The 17,781-nt window shown below is 42.8% G+C and carries 10 protein-coding genes, 14 tRNA genes and 3 rRNA genes; 26 read left to right on the top strand and 1 reads right to left on the bottom strand.

Going from position 1 to position 17,781, the window contains the following annotated elements; genetic code table 11:
* Positions 1-233: 233 nt before the first annotated feature.
* The 6 genes from ACZ427_RS14670 (at position 234) to ACZ427_RS14645 (ending at position 5,968) form a co-directional block, all read left to right on the top strand.
* Entirely contained in the window at positions 234-1,247 is a 1,014-nt protein-coding gene (locus ACZ427_RS14670; protein ID WP_461176827.1) for a PP2C family protein-serine/threonine phosphatase, read from the top strand.
* 126 nt (positions 1,248-1,373) lie between these two features.
* Positions 1,374-1,706 carry an STAS domain-containing protein gene (locus tag ACZ427_RS14665; protein ID WP_461176826.1) on the top strand — a complete coding sequence of 111 codons (333 nt, stop codon included), beginning with the start codon at positions 1,374-1,376 and terminating at the stop codon, positions 1,704-1,706.
* Positions 1,706-2,182 carry an anti-sigma B factor RsbW gene (rsbW, locus tag ACZ427_RS14660; protein ID WP_461176825.1) on the top strand — a complete coding sequence of 159 codons (477 nt, stop codon included), beginning with the start codon at positions 1,706-1,708 and terminating at the stop codon, positions 2,180-2,182. The genes ACZ427_RS14665 and rsbW overlap by 1 nt, the downstream gene beginning before the upstream one ends.
* On the top strand, positions 2,154-2,945 hold the full coding sequence (gene sigB, locus ACZ427_RS14655) for an RNA polymerase sigma factor SigB (protein WP_461176824.1): 792 nt from the start codon (positions 2,154-2,156) through the stop codon (positions 2,943-2,945). Before rsbW ends, sigB begins: the two co-directional genes overlap by 29 nt.
* Complete coding sequence (locus tag ACZ427_RS14650; protein ID WP_461176823.1) at positions 2,942-3,538, top strand: SpoIIE family protein phosphatase; 597 nt, start codon at positions 2,942-2,944, stop codon at positions 3,536-3,538. Before sigB ends, ACZ427_RS14650 begins: the two co-directional genes overlap by 4 nt.
* A 264-nt stretch (positions 3,539-3,802) precedes the next feature.
* Positions 3,803-5,968, top strand: coding sequence for a Tex family protein (locus tag ACZ427_RS14645; protein ID WP_461177063.1), 2,166 nt, complete (start codon positions 3,803-3,805; stop codon positions 5,966-5,968).
* A 160-nt stretch (positions 5,969-6,128) separates the two neighbouring features.
* On the opposite strand, the gene ACZ427_RS14640 is transcribed toward ACZ427_RS14645, so the two are convergent.
* Positions 6,129-7,586, bottom strand: coding sequence for a catalase (locus tag ACZ427_RS14640; RefSeq protein WP_461176822.1), 1,458 nt, complete (start codon positions 7,584-7,586; stop codon positions 6,129-6,131).
* 229 nt (positions 7,587-7,815) lie between these two features.
* Between ACZ427_RS14640 and ACZ427_RS14635 the strand changes: the two genes are divergently transcribed.
* The 20 genes from ACZ427_RS14635 (at position 7,816) to tsaE (ending at position 17,726) form a co-directional block, all read left to right on the top strand.
* Complete coding sequence (locus ACZ427_RS14635) at positions 7,816-8,274, top strand: SprT family protein (RefSeq protein ID WP_461176821.1); 459 nt, start codon at positions 7,816-7,818, stop codon at positions 8,272-8,274.
* A gap of 776 nt (positions 8,275-9,050) precedes the next feature.
* A tRNA-Asn gene (locus ACZ427_RS14630) sits at positions 9,051-9,125 on the top strand.
* A 3-nt stretch (positions 9,126-9,128) separates the two neighbouring features.
* A tRNA-Ser gene (locus tag ACZ427_RS14625) sits at positions 9,129-9,219 on the top strand.
* Between the two features lie 9 nt (positions 9,220-9,228).
* Positions 9,229-9,300, top strand: a tRNA-Glu gene (locus tag ACZ427_RS14620).
* Positions 9,301-9,327: 27 nt separating this feature from the next.
* Positions 9,328-9,404, top strand: a tRNA-Asp gene (locus tag ACZ427_RS14615).
* 5 nt (positions 9,405-9,409) lie between these two features.
* A tRNA-Gln gene (locus ACZ427_RS14610) sits at positions 9,410-9,484 on the top strand.
* A 55-nt stretch (positions 9,485-9,539) separates the two neighbouring features.
* A tRNA-Lys gene (locus ACZ427_RS14605) sits at positions 9,540-9,615 on the top strand.
* 3 nt (positions 9,616-9,618) lie between these two features.
* A tRNA-Leu gene (locus ACZ427_RS14600) sits at positions 9,619-9,702 on the top strand.
* Between the two features lie 83 nt (positions 9,703-9,785).
* Positions 9,786-9,869: transfer RNA gene (locus ACZ427_RS14595), tRNA-Leu, on the top strand.
* Between the two features lie 63 nt (positions 9,870-9,932).
* Positions 9,933-10,009: transfer RNA gene (locus ACZ427_RS14590), tRNA-Arg, on the top strand.
* 6 nt (positions 10,010-10,015) lie between these two features.
* Positions 10,016-10,092, top strand: a tRNA-Pro gene (locus ACZ427_RS14585).
* 61 nt (positions 10,093-10,153) lie between these two features.
* Positions 10,154-10,227: transfer RNA gene (locus tag ACZ427_RS14580), tRNA-Gly, on the top strand.
* A gap of 10 nt (positions 10,228-10,237) precedes the next feature.
* Positions 10,238-10,311: transfer RNA gene (locus ACZ427_RS14575), tRNA-Ile, on the top strand.
* Positions 10,312-10,550: 239 nt separating this feature from the next.
* A 16S ribosomal RNA gene (locus tag ACZ427_RS14570) occupies positions 10,551-12,117 on the top strand.
* A 229-nt stretch (positions 12,118-12,346) separates the two neighbouring features.
* Positions 12,347-15,267, top strand: a 23S ribosomal RNA gene (locus tag ACZ427_RS14565).
* 115 nt (positions 15,268-15,382) lie between these two features.
* Positions 15,383-15,498, top strand: a 5S ribosomal RNA gene (rrf, locus tag ACZ427_RS14560).
* The 16S, 23S and 5S rRNA genes sit together here with 14 tRNA genes alongside, the layout of an rRNA operon.
* Positions 15,499-15,531: 33 nt before the next feature.
* Positions 15,532-15,608 (top strand) — tRNA-Met (locus tag ACZ427_RS14555).
* A gap of 78 nt (positions 15,609-15,686) precedes the next feature.
* A tRNA-Asp gene (locus ACZ427_RS14550) sits at positions 15,687-15,763 on the top strand.
* Between the two features lie 524 nt (positions 15,764-16,287).
* Positions 16,288-17,253, top strand: coding sequence for a thiamine-phosphate kinase (thiL, locus tag ACZ427_RS14545; RefSeq protein WP_461177072.1), 966 nt, complete (start codon positions 16,288-16,290; stop codon positions 17,251-17,253).
* Positions 17,254-17,261: 8 nt separating this feature from the next.
* A complete protein-coding gene (gene tsaE, locus ACZ427_RS14540; protein WP_461177073.1) occupies positions 17,262-17,726 on the top strand; it encodes a tRNA (adenosine(37)-N6)-threonylcarbamoyltransferase complex ATPase subunit type 1 TsaE in 465 nt (154 codons plus the stop codon).
* The last annotated feature ends 55 nt before the right edge of the window (positions 17,727-17,781 follow it).

Here is a 17,781-nt window from a genome sequence, read left to right as displayed (position 1 = left end):
TACAAGTTCAGAATAATACTATAAAAACTCGAAGCAAATCCAATTTCAAAAGTAATATATTAAAAAGATAGATGTGACCAACCTATTGGCAGTTCGCGTCTATCTCTTTTAGCAGGTAAGAAAGCATTAAACTTACTTATTACAGTTCAGGATAACTCATACGACTGGGGCTTGGAGTGAACTCCAATCTTTCAGCAATTAATAAGTTGACGCTATTAGGGGAGGATACAGTTATGGATGAAATCGTAAAATTAGATGCAGCCGCATATAAAGACTTACTAAAACATTATATTACAACACAAGATGAACAGTCGCTGTACGGTGTGGAACAAATCAGTAAATCATTTATCAAAAATCATATTCTTCCAGAAGAGATTGTGAATCTACATAATCAGTCACTCGCAGAATTATATCCAGATTTGCATGAAGACTTTCAGCACTCCATGGATTTTTTATTAGAGGCAATGATTTCCTATGGCCTCTCCCATCAGGAGATTCAAACACTAAGAGAACAGCAGCTTGCACTTAAATCGGAAATTTCTGTAGCTGCCAGTATGCAGGAAACTCTTTTGGGCACCAAAAAGCCTATGATTGAAGGGCTGGATATAGGTGTGGTAAGTGTACCAGCACATCAGATGAATGGAGATTATCATCATTTTATAAAAGGAAACGATGGCTCTCTTGGTATTGCTATCGCAGATGTGATTGGGAAAGGAATTCCTGCTGCATTGTGCATGTCTATGATTAAGTATTCCATGGACAGTTATCCGGAAGAGTCCATGAGTCCCAGAGCAATATTGAAGAATTTAAACCGGGTTGTCGAACGAAATGTTGACCCAAGTATGTTTATCACGATGTTCTACGCGCAATATCTCCCCTCGGAAAGTAAACTCCAATATGCTTCCGCAGGTCATGAACCTGGATTTTACTTCAACGCTGAAAAAAACACCTTTGAGGAAATTGCTGCCAAAGGTCTTGTGCTCGGGGTTTCCTCAGACACGGATTACAGGCAGTTTGAATTACCAATCAGCAAAGGTGATATGGTTATCTTGTTAACGGATGGTGTGACAGAATGCAGAGATGGAGAGCGTTTTATTGAAACAGAGGAAGTACTAGAAGTAATTCTTAAATATGCAGAGTTACCGGCACAAGACATGGTTAATCAAGTATACAAACATTTTGAACGTCTACAGGACTTTCAACTGAGAGATGATTTCACATTATGTATTTTAAAAAAAGAGGTTTAATATTTGGCTGAAGCGGGAATTAAATGAAAGTGAAGTTGAAGTGTAGACAATCGGAAATTTAAGTAAATATTAGACGGCTTAAAATGTTTATTTATACATACCATAGCCGTATTCAGGAGGTAAATTATGAATTTAGCTATAGATGTTGTAGAAGAAGGCGAAAAATCAATTGTTTATCTTTCAGGTGAAATTGATGCATATACAGCACCACAATTAAAAGAAACACTTTTACCATTGACGAAAAATAATGGCCATCTAGTGGAAATAGATTTGGAAGAAGTAAATTATATGGATAGTACAGGGCTGGGTATATTTATCAGTGCATTAAAGTCTACGAAAGAACATGACAGTAAAATGAAATTAGTAAATATTCAGGACCGTGTATTGCGCCTGTTTAAAATTACCGGACTGGACGAGATTATGGATATAAACGCAAAGATTCGGGGTGGAGTTGAATAATGGAAAAATTTGATTTTATAGAGATGAAGGTACCTGCCAAGGCCGATTATGTTGGAGTTATCCGATTAAGTATATCCGGTATTGCGAATAGAATGGGATTTTCCTATGAAGATATCGAGGATTTAAAAGTGGCAATATCAGAAGCAATTACAAATGCGGTAGATCATGCGTATAGCGAAAGAGATGAAGGAGAAATCACGATTGGATTTGGCCTTTATGAAGAGCGTCTGGAAATAATGGTAGCTGATTATGGCGGGAGTTTTGACTTAAGTGAAATCAAAGATGACATTGGACCCTATAAAAATTCAGAATCTGTCGAAGATCTTAGGGAAGGAGGATTTGGCCTGTACCTAATAGATGCGTTAATGGATAAGGTACAAATCAGCAATAATTCCGGTGTTATTGTTCTAATGACAAAGTATTTAAATGAAACTGAGGTGGGCTTTGATGACGACCAAATCTCAACCACACAATAGGGGAAGAGATGAGGTTTACCAATGGATTGAATATCTGCAGGAAGAGCCGACTGATGAGGTAGTTCAAGAGAAAATTGTACTTACGTATAAAGATCTTGTCGAATCAATTGCTAGAAAGTATTCAAAAAACAGTACGATTCATGAAGATTTGGTACAAGTAGGAATGATCGGACTATTAGCAGCAGTTAAAAGATATGATCCGGGTTTTGGTAAATCCTTTGAATCTTTTGCTATTCCAACAATAATTGGAGAAATTAAACGTTTTATACGTGATAAAACCTGGAGCGTCCATGTACCACGGCGCATTAAGGAATTAGGACCGAAAATTAAAAAAGCCGCAGATGAATTGACAACGATGAACCAGCAATCACCGACGGTAAAAGAAATAGCTGATCATCTTGGTGCATCTGAAGAGGATATATTAGAAACGATGGAGATGGGCAAAAGCTATAAAGCTCTTTCCGTAGATCACAAAATTGAAGCTGATTCTGACGGCAGTACCGTCTCTATTCTGGATTTAGTAGGAAATGATGAAAGTGGCTATCAGAATACGGATCAAAAAATGGTATTGGAAAAAATTCTACCTATTTTGTCTGAAAGAGAACAGCAAATTCTTCAATGTACCTATTTTGATAATTTAAGTCAAAAAGAGACCGGTGAACAATTGGGAATTTCACAAATGCACGTGTCGAGACTACAGCGACGGGCACTTCGAAAACTCCGGGAAGCCATTCAGTCAGAAAGTTCGGAGGTATTCGATTGACTACATCAAGCAAGGTAGATGTTTCTGTCTTTCAGCGACCAAAAAAGGGTAATTATTACTGTGGAGACAGTTTTTTTTATAACGAATCAGAAGAGCAGTTTATCTGCGCGATTGCAGATGGACTTGGAAGTGGTGAGTACGCGAAGGAATCGTCACAAATCGTGATTGATATTATAAAAGGAAATGTTCATGCAACTGTAGAGCAGCTTGTAAAGTATTGTAATAAAAAGTTATTTGGGAAGAGAGGCGTGGTAATAGGAATACTAAAGCTGGATTTCAGTTCCAGGATGGTTTCCTTTTCTTCCATTGGAAATATCGGTCTGCTTACAGTTGATAAAAAACAGAAGAAAAAGCGAAATATTCCCAACGGTGGTTATTTAGCCGGTTATCACAGACCATTTAAAGTCGTACAGCAAAAGTTGGAACCGGAAACGAATTTTATTATATTCTCTGACGGCGTATCTGATAAAGACTTATCACAGCAATATTTGCTGAATAAAGATGTTCAACAGGTCACAAAATCTTTTGAGTTAATGAGCGATAAAATCAGGCATGATGATACAACGTTAATTGCGATGCGTTATAAAGGATAAGTCATGAGGGGCTGGCACACAGATGTCAGTCTTTTTTATTAGGTGAACTCCCTCATGAGCAAATAAACGCATGTTGAGTGAAAGCTTTCAGCCCTCACTATTGCGTTCGGCGTTACTCACGTATTAGTGACGCGCTTAGTCAAACTTTCTCTTGCCTTAGGGTGTTTAAGACACGGCCTAAGATTTTTTTCTTTTAGCTGATTAGGAAATTGGGGTGTTCTTTGGTAAAATAAACGTGTAAGAAAGGGAGGAACCAACGTGACAATGGAAATAGAACAGCAATTAAGTGGTTGGGTTTCCAAGGAGACCCAGATAAATACAACCACAGTAAACAAAGTAATCGCATTATTGGATGAGGGAAATACAGTACCGTTTATCGCTCGTTATCGGAAAGAAGTAACTGGCGGACTGGATGAAGTACAGATTAAGGCTGTTCAGGATAAATGGACATATGCGCTCAATCTCTCGGAAAGAAAACAGGAAGTACTTCGTATCATCGATGAACAAGGAAAGTTAACAGAAGAACTGGAAAAGGAAATTAAACAAGCGACACAGCTGCAACGGGTGGAGGATTTATATCGCCCATACAAACAAAAGCGCAGAACAAAAGCAACAATTGCAAAGGAAAAAGGATTAGAGCCCTTAGCAGAGCTGCTTTGGCAACAGGAAATCACAGCAATCGATGAAGAAGCTAAAAACTATCTATCCGAAGAGCATGAATTACATACAGTAGAAGAAGTAATTACAGGAGTAAATAATATCATTGCAGAATGGATCTCGGATGAGCCGGCATATCGCGAATATATACGCGAGGAGACCTTTAAACGGGGCATGGTTCAATCAGCAGTGAAAGATGCGGAAAAAGATGAAAAGCGTGTTTACGAAATGTATTATGATTATAATGAAGCTGTCCGTTCATTGGTATCCCATCGTATATTGGCCTTAAATCGGGGCGAAAAGGAAAATGTACTTAAAGTGGGAATTATGCCACCTGCTGACAGAATCGTGGAGTTTTTACAGAAAAAAATAATCAATAAAAACACAGTAGGCAGAGTCGTGGAAGTATTAAATCATGCAATTGAGGATAGTTATAAACGATTGATTCAACCATCCATTGAGAGAGAAATCCGCAGTAGTCTGACGGAAAAAGCAGAGGAACAGGCGATTGAGGTATTTTCCGTAAACCTTAAAAATTTGCTGCTGCAACCACCGTTAAAAGGAAAAATGGTATTAGGCGTTGACCCAGCTTATCGGACGGGCTGTAAGCTTGCTGTTGTCGATGAAACAGGGAAGGTTCATGAGGTCAATGTGATGTATCCGACTGCACCGAAGAATGATACAAAAGGTGCGGAGAAAATGGTGATGGAATTTGTTAATAAATATCAGATCGAACTTATCGCAATTGGCAATGGTACTGCCTCCCGTGAAACAGAACAATTCATTTCAGATGTCATTACCAATAATAACCTGGATGTACCATATATTATTGTTAACGAAGCAGGTGCAAGTGTTTATTCTGCCTCTAAGCTGGCTCGTGAGGAATTTCCAGATCTGCAAGTGGAGGAAAGAAGTGCAGCATCCATCGCACGCCGTGTACAGGATCCACTTGCAGAGCTTGTAAAAATCGATCCGAAATCCATTGGAGTGGGGCAATACCAGCATGATGTCAGTCAAAAAGCACTGAATGAATCATTAACTTTTGTTGTTGAAACAGCAGTTAACCAGGTTGGCGTGAATGTTAATACCGCATCTTCCTCATTGCTTCAATATGTTGCGGGCCTAAGCAAAACGGTAGCAAATAATATTGTCAATCAAAGAGATGAGGAAGGGAAATTTACGAATCGCAAACAATTAAAGAAAATACCACGCCTAGGTGCAAAAACATATGAACAGGGGATTGGCTTTCTTCGTATTGTTGATGGTAGCCATCCTTTGGACCGGACACCAATACACCCGGAAAGCTATAAACATACCGAAAAACTTCTGGAAATGATTGATTGTCAGTTAGCAGATATTGGATCAGATAAGCTCCGTGAAAAAATGAATACATTGCATACAAAAGAGACTGCGGATTCTCTGGAAATCGGTGAACCGACATTGATTGATATCATGAACTATTTAAGCCGTCCGGAACGTGATCCCCGTGATGACTTTCCGCAGCCTCTACTGAAACAAAATGTGATGACACTGGAGGATTTAACCCCAGGAATGGAAATGCAAGGCACTGTAAGAAATGTTGTTGACTTTGGGGTTTTCGTGGACATTGGAGTGAAACAGGATGGACTTGTCCATATTTCGAAAATGGCTGATAGATTTGTGAAACACCCGATGGATATCACTTCAGTAGGTGATGTTGTGACCGTCTGGGTTGAGCAGATTGATGTTAACAAAGGCCGGATTGCATTAACAATGGTTAATAGTGAGAAATAATAAAAAGCCGGTTACACTAGTAGCCGGCTTTTCTCTGCTGGGAATAGGTTAAGTATGGAAAAAATTTAAAACGGCTTCTAATCCAAATTTTTATATTTTCTTTACTGCAAAAAAAGAATAGTGCTGGGTTTTACAGCACTATTCTTCATAGATTACTAGATTATTTTACACTTTCTGGAACAGACAAACCTAAATCTTCAGCAACTCTAGTGCCCCAATCCGGATCTGCTTTGTAGAAATGTTCAATTTGACGCAGTTTGATTTCGTCACTCTTAACAGGTCTCATATGGTCAGCGAAGTTTTTCACCAGACGTGCTTTTTCATCTTCACTCATCAGACGATAAAGGTTTCCGGGTTGCGTATAGTGATCTTCACTGTCATAAGGAACACTGTCTGCTTCGCCGGCAACTTCGAATGGCTTGATTTTTGTGGATGAATCTTCGGCTGGTCCGTTTACACTATTAGGCTCATAAACTGGAGATTGTCCTCCGTTGCCATTCACCGCCATGAAACCATCGCGCTGATAATTGTTTTCGTTTTTCGGACGGTTAACAGGAATTTGCTGATGGTTTGCACCAACACGATAGCGATGTGCATCGCCATAACTGAATATACGTCCTTGAAGCATTTTATCCGGTGATGCTTCAATTCCAGGTACAAAATTCCCAGGTGTCAGTGCAGCTTGTTCTACATCCTGGAAGAAGTTCCCCGGGTTTTGGTTTAGTACGAGTTTACCAACTTCAATTCTTGGATAGTCTTTTTTAGACACTGTTTTTGTTACATCGAACAGATCCCATTCGTGTGTTTTATAATCTTCATATGGGATAATTTGAACATATAATGTCCATGAAGGATGATCACCATCTTCAATGGAATTATATAAATCTTCTCTATGAAAATCAGGGTTTTCACCGGCAAGTTTATCAGCAAGGTCTGTATCCAGTGCTTTGACGCCTTGATCACTGATAAAATGGTATTTCACCCAGAATGCTTCACCATCAGCATTTACCCATTTATACGTATGGCTTCCATAACCATTCATATGACGGTAAGTTGCAGGAATACCACGGTCTCCATGTAAGTAAGTGATTTGGTGCAGTGACTCCGGTGATAATGACCAGAAATCCCAAACCATGTTAGGATCTTTTAGGCCGTTCGGAAGACGCTTTTGTGTATGAATAAAATCAGGGAACTTAATTGAATCGCGAATAAAGAAAATAGGTGTGTTATTCCCAACTAAATCATAGTTTCCTTCTTCTGTATAAAATCTAAGCGCAAATCCACGGGGGTCACGTACGGTATCAGGATATCCCTGCTCACCGGCAACTGTGGAGAAACGAATGAACGTTTCAGAGCGTTTCCCTTTTTCACTTAGGAAATCAGCTTTCGTATATTTGGAAATTTCATCATTTGTAACCTCGAAGTATCCAAATGCTCCTGCACCTTTCGCATGAACGACACGCTCGGGAATACGCTCTCTATTAAAGTGTGCCAGTTTTTCAACTAAATGATAATCTTGAAGTAGAACTGGGCCACGCTCACCAGCAGTAATCGAATTTTGATTGTCTCCAACTGGGCTTCCATTTCCACTAGTAAGTGTTTTTCTATTATTACTCAATATTATTCCCCTTCCTGAAATATAGAATTATATTGCCTACATTCAATTATAATACAATTCAAATGAAAATCAATGTTTAATTACAATGATTTTAAATAGAGAGTGTGCTTTTGTGAATAATATTTGAATAGGGAAAAGAATTTGGTATTGTATTAACAAGGAAAAATTTCATAGATAAGATAGAATAAAATAATAGAAATGAAATGACAGCAAAGGAAGTTTTTCGCAAATGGATCAGTTAAATGATAAAGAACTTTATAAGCTTGTAAATGAATTATCTTTAATATACTTTAATAAGCCGTTTAAACATGAGGTGACATTCAATAAGCGCCTTCGTACAACGGGAGGCAGATATATCCCTGCTAAGAAGGTAGTAGAACTAAATCCAAAATATGCGCTCGAAATGGAACCCGATGAGTTTACAGGTATTATTAAACACGAGCTGTGTCATTATCATCTTCATATAGAAGGAAAAGGATATAAACATGGTGATAAGGATTTTAAGATGTTACTGAAAAAGACGGGGTCACCCAGGCACTGTAATCCTTTGCCATCCCAAAGAAAAAAATACAATCATCTGTATAAGTGTAAGAAATGCAAGCACGAATATAAAAGAATAAGAAGGGTTAATTTGAATAAATACAGATGTGGCAAGTGTGGTGGTAAGTTGGAAAAGATATCGGAATAAGGTAAGGATTAATGAGGGAACAAAAGAATTAAAGACAGACCTGTGTCGCTACTGAGAAAGAAGGTTGACAAATAAAAACTCATGCGCGATGTTAAATTGATCCGCGTGTTGAAAGAACAATCCCATCGCTGTTTTTGGGGGTTTTTGTATGAAAACAACTGTTATTAAAACGGGAAAATTATTCAGTATAATTACCATCAGCCAAGATTATACCTTTCTCTGGTTGGCCCTATTCGTAAATTTTGTTGCTCTTTAACGTCTCATTTTATCAATTGTGGCGTAAATGCTATGCTGATTTTCGCAGCGGGAAAAAAGCATCAACCTTCATTTCAAGTTATGTTGTACTTTATACCTTTTGCTTCAAAAGCGACATGTCTTTTCAGTGGGACTAGTAACTGTAGTCCTAATCTTTTAGAAAACACCCTTCTGGTTAAATTAGCTGTTTTCATTAAAGATGGTGGCGGCATGCTCATAGCCGCCATGTTGGTTTCTTATCTGAAGACTTAACTGGCCTAATCTTCAAAGCCGGCAGTGGCTTATACAATAACTTAAATATTTAGTTCCAACATTCTTAGAAAAATTTATTTGATAATCCATTGACGAATTTTGTCATCCGTGGTAAATTAAATAAGCTGATTAATTACAGCGCGTTTCTACAAAAAAATCTTTTTTGAAACAATTGACAATGCGTTAAAAATGTTGTATTATATTTCTCGTTGCCTTATTCACGCAATAGGACAAGCATTGCTCTAAAATGAAACGCACATTCAGATTATTCCACAGTAGCTCAGTGGTAGAGCTATCGGCTGTTAACCGATCGGTCGCAGGTTCGAATCCTGCCTGTGGAGCCATATGGAGAAGTACTCAAGTGGCTGAAGAGGCGCCCCTGCTAAGGGTGTAGGTCGTGTAAGCGGCGCGAGGGTTCAAATCCCTCCTTCTCCGCCATTGTTAATTGGCCCGTTGGTCAAGCGGTTAAGACACCGCCCTTTCACGGCGGTAACACGGGTTCGAATCCCGTACGGGTCATCTTTATTTAAAATAAAAATTAGGTTGGGTCCGGTAGTTCAGTTGGTTAGAATGCCTGCCTGTCACGCAGGAGGTCGCGGGTTCGAGTCCCGTCCGGACCGCCACTTGTTGGGCTATAGCCAAGCGGTAAGGCATCGGGTTTTGATCCCGTGTATCCCAGGTTCGAATCCTGGTAGCCCAGCCAATTTGTATTTTCTAATAATGTAAATAATGAAACAATCAAGTGTTATTATACAAAAGAGCCATTAGCTCAGCCGGCAGAGCATCTGACTTTTAATCAGAGGGTCGGAGGTTCGAATCCTCCATGGCTCACCAATTGCGGATGTGGCGGAACTGGCAGACGCGCTAGAATCAGGCTCTAGTGTCTTAACGGACGTGGGGGTTCGACTCCCTTCATCCGCATTAATAATTGCTGTGATTATGCACAGCATTTTATTTTTCACTTTAATTAACAATATAAAAAAGAAACTCTTTATAGAAACCATGCGGTCGTGGCGGAATGGCAGACGCGCTAGGTTGAGGGCCTAGTGGGAGTTAATCCCGTGGAGGTTCAAGTCCTCTCGACCGCACTTTTTCAAAAAAGTTCTTGCGAAGCATCGTTAGTCATGTTATGCTTGAGAGGTTGCTTTAATGCGCCCGTAGCTCAATTGGATAGAGCGCTTGACTACGGATCAAGAGGTTAGGGGTTCGACTCCTCTCGGGCGCGCCATTTCTACGGGAAGTAGCTCAGCTTGGTAGAGCACATGGTTTGGGACCATGGGGTCGCAGGTTCGAATCCTGTCTTCCCGACCATCGTTAAAAATGATTTCAATTATATAAAGACACTTCATTATAATAGATAATCAATAATTATGCGGGTGTAGTTTAGTGGTAAAACCTCAGCCTTCCAAGCTGATGATGAGGGTTCGATTCCCTTCACCCGCTCCATTTCAACTATGGGCCTGTAGCTCAGCTGGTTAGAGCGCACGCCTGATAAGCGTGAGGTCGGTGGTTCGAGTCCACTCAGGCCCATTTCACTCCTTGAAAGTAAAAAAGAAGTGAAAAAACAGTTGACATCAACTAGTCAACATGTTACATTTATAAAGTCGCTGTTTTGAAGCGGCAAACGATTTTCGCTCTTTGAAAACTGAACAAAACAACCAGTATGTCAAGAAGAACATAACCTGTTTTTCTTTAAACAAATCAGAAGTTAACGCTTCTGAGAAAAGCTAAGTATATAAGATTGATTGGTGTTAATCTTATTTCAAACTTTTTTGGAGAGTTTGATCTTGGCTCAGGACGAACGCTGGCGGCGTGCCTAATACATGCAAGTCGAGCGCGGGAAGTAAGCAATCACCCTTCGGGGTGTGCGCTTGTGGAACGAGCGGCGGACGGGTGAGTAACACGTGGGCAACCTACCTGTAAGACTGGGATAACTCGCGGAAACGCGAGCTAATACCGGATAACACTTTTACTCTCATGAGTGGAAGTTGAAAGGCGGCATTTATGCTGTCATTTACAGATGGGCCCGCGGCGCATTAGCTAGTTGGTGAGATAACGGCTCACCAAGGCGACGATGCGTAGCCGACCTGAGAGGGTGATCGGCCACACTGGGACTGAGACACGGCCCAGACTCCTACGGGAGGCAGCAGTAGGGAATCATCCGCAATGGACGAAAGTCTGACGGTGCAACGCCGCGTGAGTGATGAAGGTTTTCGGATCGTAAAACTCTGTTATTAGGGAAGAACAAGTGCCGTTCAAATAGGGCGGCACCTTGACGGTACCTAACCAGAAAGCCCCGGCTAACTACGTGCCAGCAGCCGCGGTAATACGTAGGGGGCAAGCGTTGTCCGGAATTATTGGGCGTAAAGCGCGCGCAGGCGGTCTTTTAAGTCTGATGTGAAAGCCCACGGCTTAACCGTGGAGGGTCATTGGAAACTGGAGGACTTGAGTACAGAAGAGGAGAGTGGAATTCCACGTGTAGCGGTGAAATGCGTAGAGATGTGGAGGAACACCAGTGGCGAAGGCGACTCTCTGGTCTGTAACTGACGCTGAGGTGCGAAAGCGTGGGGAGCGAACAGGATTAGATACCCTGGTAGTCCACGCCGTAAACGATGAGTGCTAGGTGTTAGGGGGTTTCCGCCCCTTAGTGCTGAAGTTAACGCATTAAGCACTCCGCCTGGGGAGTACGGCCGCAAGGCTGAAACTCAAAAGAATTGACGGGGGCCCGCACAAGCGGTGGAGCATGTGGTTTAATTCGAAGCAACGCGAAGAACCTTACCAGGTCTTGACATCCTCTGCTATCGGTAGAGATACCGAGTTCCCTTCGGGGACAGAGTGACAGGTGGTGCATGGTTGTCGTCAGCTCGTGTCGTGAGATGTTGGGTTAAGTCCCGCAACGAGCGCAACCCTTGAGATTAGTTGCCAGCATTTAGTTGGGCACTCTAATCTGACTGCCGGTGACAAACCGGAGGAAGGTGGGGATGACGTCAAATCATCATGCCCCTTATGACCTGGGCTACACACGTGCTACAATGGATGGAACAAAGGGCAGCGAAACCGCAAGGTCAAGCAAATCCCATAAAACCATTCTCAGTTCGGATTGCAGGCTGCAACTCGCCTGCATGAAGCCGGAATCGCTAGTAATCGCGGATCAGCATGCCGCGGTGAATACGTTCCCGGGCCTTGTACACACCGCCCGTCACACCACGAGAGTTGGTAACACCCGAAGTCGGTGAGGTAACCTTTTGGAGCCAGCCGCCGAAGGTGGGACCAATGATTGGGGTGAAGTCGTAACAAGGTAGCCGTATCGGAAGGTGCGGCTGGATCACCTCCTTTCTAAGGATATATTACGGAAACATACTTGGTTGTTTGGTTCAGTTTTGAGAGAGTGAATCTCTCCAAGGACCTTCTGTTAAAGACCGTCACGTCCTGTGACGAACACAGAAGTCACCACGTCATGTGGAAACTTGTACCTTGAAAACTAAATAAGAGTAACAACGACATCAATTTTTTTGAAATAAAGCGAAGGCGAATTTAAATTCGTACGCTTATTCACAGTAACGCTAGTTAAGTGAATAAGGGCGCACGGTGGATGCCTTGGCACTAGGAGCCGATGAAGGACGGGACTAACACCGATATGTCTCGGGGAGTTGTAAGTAAACTATGATCCGAGAATTTCCGAATGGGGAAACCCACTGTTCGTAATGGAACAGGACTTGTGTCTGAATACATAGGGCACAGGAGGCAGACCCGGGGAACTGAAACATCTCAGTACCCGGAGGAAGAGAAAGCAAACGCGATTTCCCAAGTAGCGGCGAGCGAAACGGAATCAGCCCAAACCAGAAAGCTTGCTTTCTGGGGTTGTAGGACACTCCACCAGGAGTTACAAAGAAATTCCTTAGACGAATGATCTGGAACGATCAGCCATAGCGGGTAAGAGCCCTGTAGTCGAAAAGGAATTTCCTCCGGAGTGGATCCTGAGTACGGCGGAACACGAGGAATTCCGTCGGAATCCGGGAGGACCATCTCCCAAGGCTAAATACTCCCTAGTGACCGATAGTGAACCAGTACCGTGAGGGAAAGGTGAAAAGCACCCCGGGAGGGGAGTGAAAGAGAACCTGAAACCGTGCGCTTACAAGTAGTCGAAGCCCGTTAATGGGTGACGGCGTACCTTTTGTAGAATGGACCGGCGAGTTACGATCGTATGCAAGGTTAAGTGGAAGACACGGAGCCGCAGCGAAAGCGAGTCTGAACAGGGCGAATGCAGTATGCGGTCGTAGACCCGAAACCGTGTGATCTACCCATGTCCAGGGTGAAGGTCAGGTAACACTGACTGGAGGCCCGAACCCACGTATGTTGAAAAATGCGGGGATGAGGTGTGGGTAGGGGTGAAATGCCAATCGAACACGGAGATAGCTGGTTCTCTCCGAAATAGCTTTAGGGCTAGCCTCAAGGAGATAGAGTACTGGAGGTAGAGCACTGATTGGACGAGGGGCCCTCACCGGGTTACCGAATTCAGTCAAACTCCGAATGCCAGCTACTTTACCTTGGGAGTCAGACTATGGGTGATAAGGTTCATAGTCGAGAGGGAAACAGCCCAGACCGCCAGCTAAGGTCCCAAAGTATACGTTAAGTGGAAAAGGATGTGGAGTTGCCCAGACAACCAGGATGTTGGCTTAGAAGCAGCCATCATTTAAAGAGTGCGTAATAGCTCACTGGTCGAGTGACTCTGCGCCGAAAATGTACCGGGGCTAAACGTATCACCGAAGCTGCGGATTGTTCTTTGAACAATGGTAGGAGAGCGTTCCAGGTGCCGTGAAGTCAGACCGTGAGGACTGGTGGAGCGCCTGGAAGTGAGAATGCCGGTATGAGTAGCGAAAAAAGAGTGAGAATCTCTTTCACCGAATGCCTAAGGTTTCCTGAGGAAGGCTCGTCCTCTCAGGGTTAGTCGGGACCTAAGCCGAGGCCGAAAGGCGTAGGCGATGGACAACAGGCAGATATTCCTGTACCACCTCATGATTGTTTGAACGATGGGGGGACGCAGTAGGATAAGGAATGCGCACCGATGGATGTGTGCGCCCAAGCAGTGAGAAAGTTGGATAGGCAAATCCGTCCAACAATTTCAAGCTGTGATGGGGAGGGAAATTTAGTACCGAAGTTCCTGATTTCACACTGCCAAGAAAAGCCTCTAGTTAGATCATAGGTGCCCGTACCGCAAACCGACACAGGTAGGCGAGGAGAGAATCCTAAGGTGAGCGGGAGAACTCTCGTTAAGGAACTCGGCAAAATGACCCCGTAACTTCGGGAGAAGGGGTGCTCACTTGTGAGTGAGCCGCAGTGAATAGGCCCAAGCGACTGTTTAGCAAAAACACAGGTCTCTGCGAAGCCGAAAGGCGAAGTATAGGGGCTGACACCTGCCCGGTGCTGGAAGGTTAAGGGGAAGCGTTAGCACTTACGTGCGAAGCGTAGAACCGAAGCCCCAGTAAACGGCGGCCGTAACTATAACGGTCCTAAGGTAGCGAAATTCCTTGTCGGGTAAGTTCCGACCCGCACGAAAGGTGCAACGACTTGGGCACTGTCTCAACGAGAGACCCGGTGAAATTATACGATGTGTGAAGATGCACATTACCCGCGACAGGACGGAAAGACCCCGTGGAGCTTTACTGTAGCCTGATATTGAATGTTTGTGCAGCTTGTACAGGATAGGTGGGAGCCTGAGAAGCGTGAGCGCTAGCTTACGTGGAGGCACCCGTGGGATACCACCCTGGCTGTATGAACTTTCTAACCCAGGACCGTGAACCGGTTCGGAGACAGTTTCAGGCGGGCAGTTTGACTGGGGCGGTCGCCTCCCAAAAGGTAACGGAGGCGCCCAAAGGTTCCCTCAGAATGGTTGGAAATCATTCGCAGAGTGCAAAGGCAGAAGGGAGCTTGACTGCGAGACCTACAAGTCGAGCAGGGACGAAAGTCGGGCTTAGTGATCCGGTGGTTCCGCATGGAAGGGCCATCGCTCAACGGATAAAAGCTACCCCGGGGATAACAGGCTTATCTCCCCCAAGAGTTCACATCGACGGGGAGGTTTGGCACCTCGATGTCGGCTCATCGCATCCTGGGGCTGTAGTCGGTCCCAAGGGTTGGGCTGTTCGCCCATTAAAGCGGTACGCGAGCTGGGTTCAGAACGTCGTGAGACAGTTCGGTCCCTATCCGTCGTGGGCGTTGGAAGTTTGAGAGGAGCTGTCCTTAGTACGAGAGGACCGGGATGGACACACCGCTGGTGTACCAGTTGTTCCGCCAGGAGCATGGCTGGGTAGCTACGTGTGGCAAGGATAAGTGCTGAAAGCATCTAAGCATGAAGCCCCCCTCAAGATGAGACTTCCCATCACTTCGAGTGAGTAAGATCCCTCAGAGACGATGAGGTTGATAGGTTCGAGGTGGAAGCATGGTGACATGTGCAGCTGACGAATACTAATCGATCGAGGACTTAACTAACTTCTTTATGATGTCTGTTGTTTTAACTCTTATTTAGTTTTCAAGGTATAATAAAAAAACTTGCATTTTCATTTGAAAAGGCATATAATATATCTTGTCCTTGTTTTGAGGAATGTCTGGTAGCAAGAGCGGAGAGGTCACACCTGTTCCCATGCCGAACACAGAAGTTAAGCTCTCCAGCGCCGATGGTAGTTGGGACGTTGTCCCTGCAAGAGTAGGACGCCGCCAGGCTTCACAAAACTACTTAATATTATTATTTCATATCGCGGGGTGGAGCAGTCTGGTAGCTCGTTGGGCTCATAACCCAGAGGTCGTAGGTTCAAATCCTGCCCCCGCAACCAAAATTGTTTAATTAACTACATTGCTTCTGGCTTCTGAGCTAGTTGAAGATCAGTAGTGCTATTTATCCATTTAAATCTGGTCCGGTAGTTCAGTTGGTTAGAATGCCTGCCTGTCACGCAGGAGGTCGCGGGTTCGAGTCCCGTCCGGACCGCCATTTTTATAAAAGAAATACATACACACACATGATTTTAAAAATCATGTGTTTTTTAATGGCTCTTTTCGTAAATTTTGTTGTCTTTATCCTTCACAATTGATATAAAATACGACGTAACAGCTAGGTTGATTACCAATCCGAGCAGTCGTTTTCTGGAGGCAACGCTTCAGCCACGGGCCAACACGATGTTGTTTACATAGGCGTTGCCCCAAGTCTTTTCGGTGGGAAGCATAATTGTAGTCCCAGCCTTTAGAATAATATTTTTTTATTTTAAAATTACCTGATTCAATCTTAAAGATAGTCGTATTATCGGACATTTCCATTCACATAAGTACAATTAAAAAGCACATAACTGGGCTGCACGCTTGCTTGTTCCTGAAGATAACGCTTCATTGTTACAAACGTTACGTCGTTTATCGATTCAGGCATCTTGTAGAACGCCTGTCATTAACATTATTTTTTCCTTTTCACTGTCTTTTTGCTATCATAAGTGTAGTCTAATAATAGAAAATGGTGATGAATAAATGGATGAATTTTCATTTATAGATTCAATTAAACAACAGATTTATGAACAGAATACATTGATTAAGGGTATTGGTGATGATGCTGCGGTTTTTCGTCAGCAGACCAAGGATATTGTAACTGCTGTAGATACATTTGTTGAGGGCGTTCATTTTTCAAAGGATACAATGGAACCTATTCATGCTGGCTATCGTGGGCTGGCGGCAAATATCAGTGATTTGACTGCGATGGGAGCAACGCCTGCTTTTTATCTTGTATCTATCGTGATTCCAAAATCATGGACCATGGACGAGTTGGAAGGAATTTTTTTCGGCATGAAGGAATTGGCTCAAAAGTACAATATGGATCTAATTGGTGGAGATACGGTTTCCGGTGCAGAACTTTCGCTCTCAATTACTGTCATTGGTTATGTTAATCAAGGGAAGGCTCGTTACCGAAGTGAGGCGCAACCTGGCGATGTTATCTTTGCAACAGGAACATTAGGAGATTCACAGGCAGGTTTTCATATTTTAACAAATCCCGGGGACTATTTGTATGAAAGGTATTATATTCGTCGGCATCAAATGCCCAGTCCTCGAGTTGAATTTGCAAAGGAACTAGGAAATATTCCCCGAGTTGCCTTAAATGACATTAGTGATGGGATCGCAAATGAAGCTGCAGAGATTGCAGAAGCTTCCCAGGTTAATCTAATACTAAATGAGGATAGAATACCAATAAGCCAAGGTTACACACAGTTTCCTAAAGATTTGCAGCATAAATGGAAATTTTATGGTGGTGAGGATTTTGAACTGTTGGGCACAGTTTCCGAAGATAATTGGATGAAGGTAAAGGAAATTGCAAATGGTACAAATACACAAGTGACAAGGATAGGTTATGTTACAGCAGACGATACTTATGGTAAGGTGTTTTTAGAAGAACATAATAGGAAATTTCAATTATATAAAAAAGGATACACTCATTTAAAGTAGGTGCAATGATGGATAAACATCAGATAAATACACAGACAGCTCAGGAGACGAAACTATTGGCTGAGCGGCTGGCCGTCATGCTGAAGCCTGGTGATGTAATTACACTGGAAGGTGATCTTGGTGCCGGTAAAACGACGTTTACAAAGGGAATAGCGAATGGCCTTGGTGTGAAACGTAATGTCAGCAGTCCGACATTTACGATAGTAAAAGAATATGAAGGAGAACTTCCTTTTTACCATATGGATGTTTATAGGCTGGAGAATTCTGACGAGGATATTGGATTTGAGGAATACTTTAATGGAGAAGGTATATCTGTTGTGGAATGGGCGCAATATATCGAAGAATTTTTGCCAAATGAACGATTAGCGATTAAAATTAGCTATGTTGATGAAAACTCAAGAACGCTGGAATTTAACCCGAAAGGTTCACACTATGAAAGGGTTATTAATGAATTAATGCGTCCAAGCTTATAACGTTTTTAAGCAGTTAAGTAAGTATAAATTTTTTTACTACATACGTATAGGCTAA

The sequence above is a fragment of the Virgibacillus ainsalahensis genome (genome assembly GCF_055380755.1).
The sequence above is the reverse complement of the archived record's forward strand: the minus strand, read 5'-3'. Positions and strand labels throughout refer to the sequence as shown.

Bases quoted from the DNA above. Each gene is read 5' to 3' on its own strand.
- sigB (WP_461176824.1), top strand. From the start codon at position 2,154: ATGACGACCAAATCTCAACCACACAATAGGGGAAGAGATGAGGTTTAC.
- thiL (WP_461177072.1), top strand. From the start codon at position 16,288: ATGGATGAATTTTCATTTATAGATTCAATTAAACAACAGATTTATGAA.
- rsbW (WP_461176825.1), top strand. From the start codon at position 1,706: ATGGAAAAATTTGATTTTATAGAGATGAAGGTACCTGCCAAGGCCGAT.
- tsaE (WP_461177073.1), top strand. From the start codon at position 17,262: ATGGATAAACATCAGATAAATACACAGACAGCTCAGGAGACGAAACTA.
- ACZ427_RS14645 (WP_461177063.1), top strand. From the start codon at position 3,803: ATGGAAATAGAACAGCAATTAAGTGGTTGGGTTTCCAAGGAGACCCAG.
- ACZ427_RS14670 (WP_461176827.1), top strand. From the start codon at position 234: ATGGATGAAATCGTAAAATTAGATGCAGCCGCATATAAAGACTTACTA.
- ACZ427_RS14665 (WP_461176826.1), top strand. From the start codon at position 1,374: ATGAATTTAGCTATAGATGTTGTAGAAGAAGGCGAAAAATCAATTGTT.
- ACZ427_RS14635 (WP_461176821.1), top strand. From the start codon at position 7,816: ATGGATCAGTTAAATGATAAAGAACTTTATAAGCTTGTAAATGAATTA.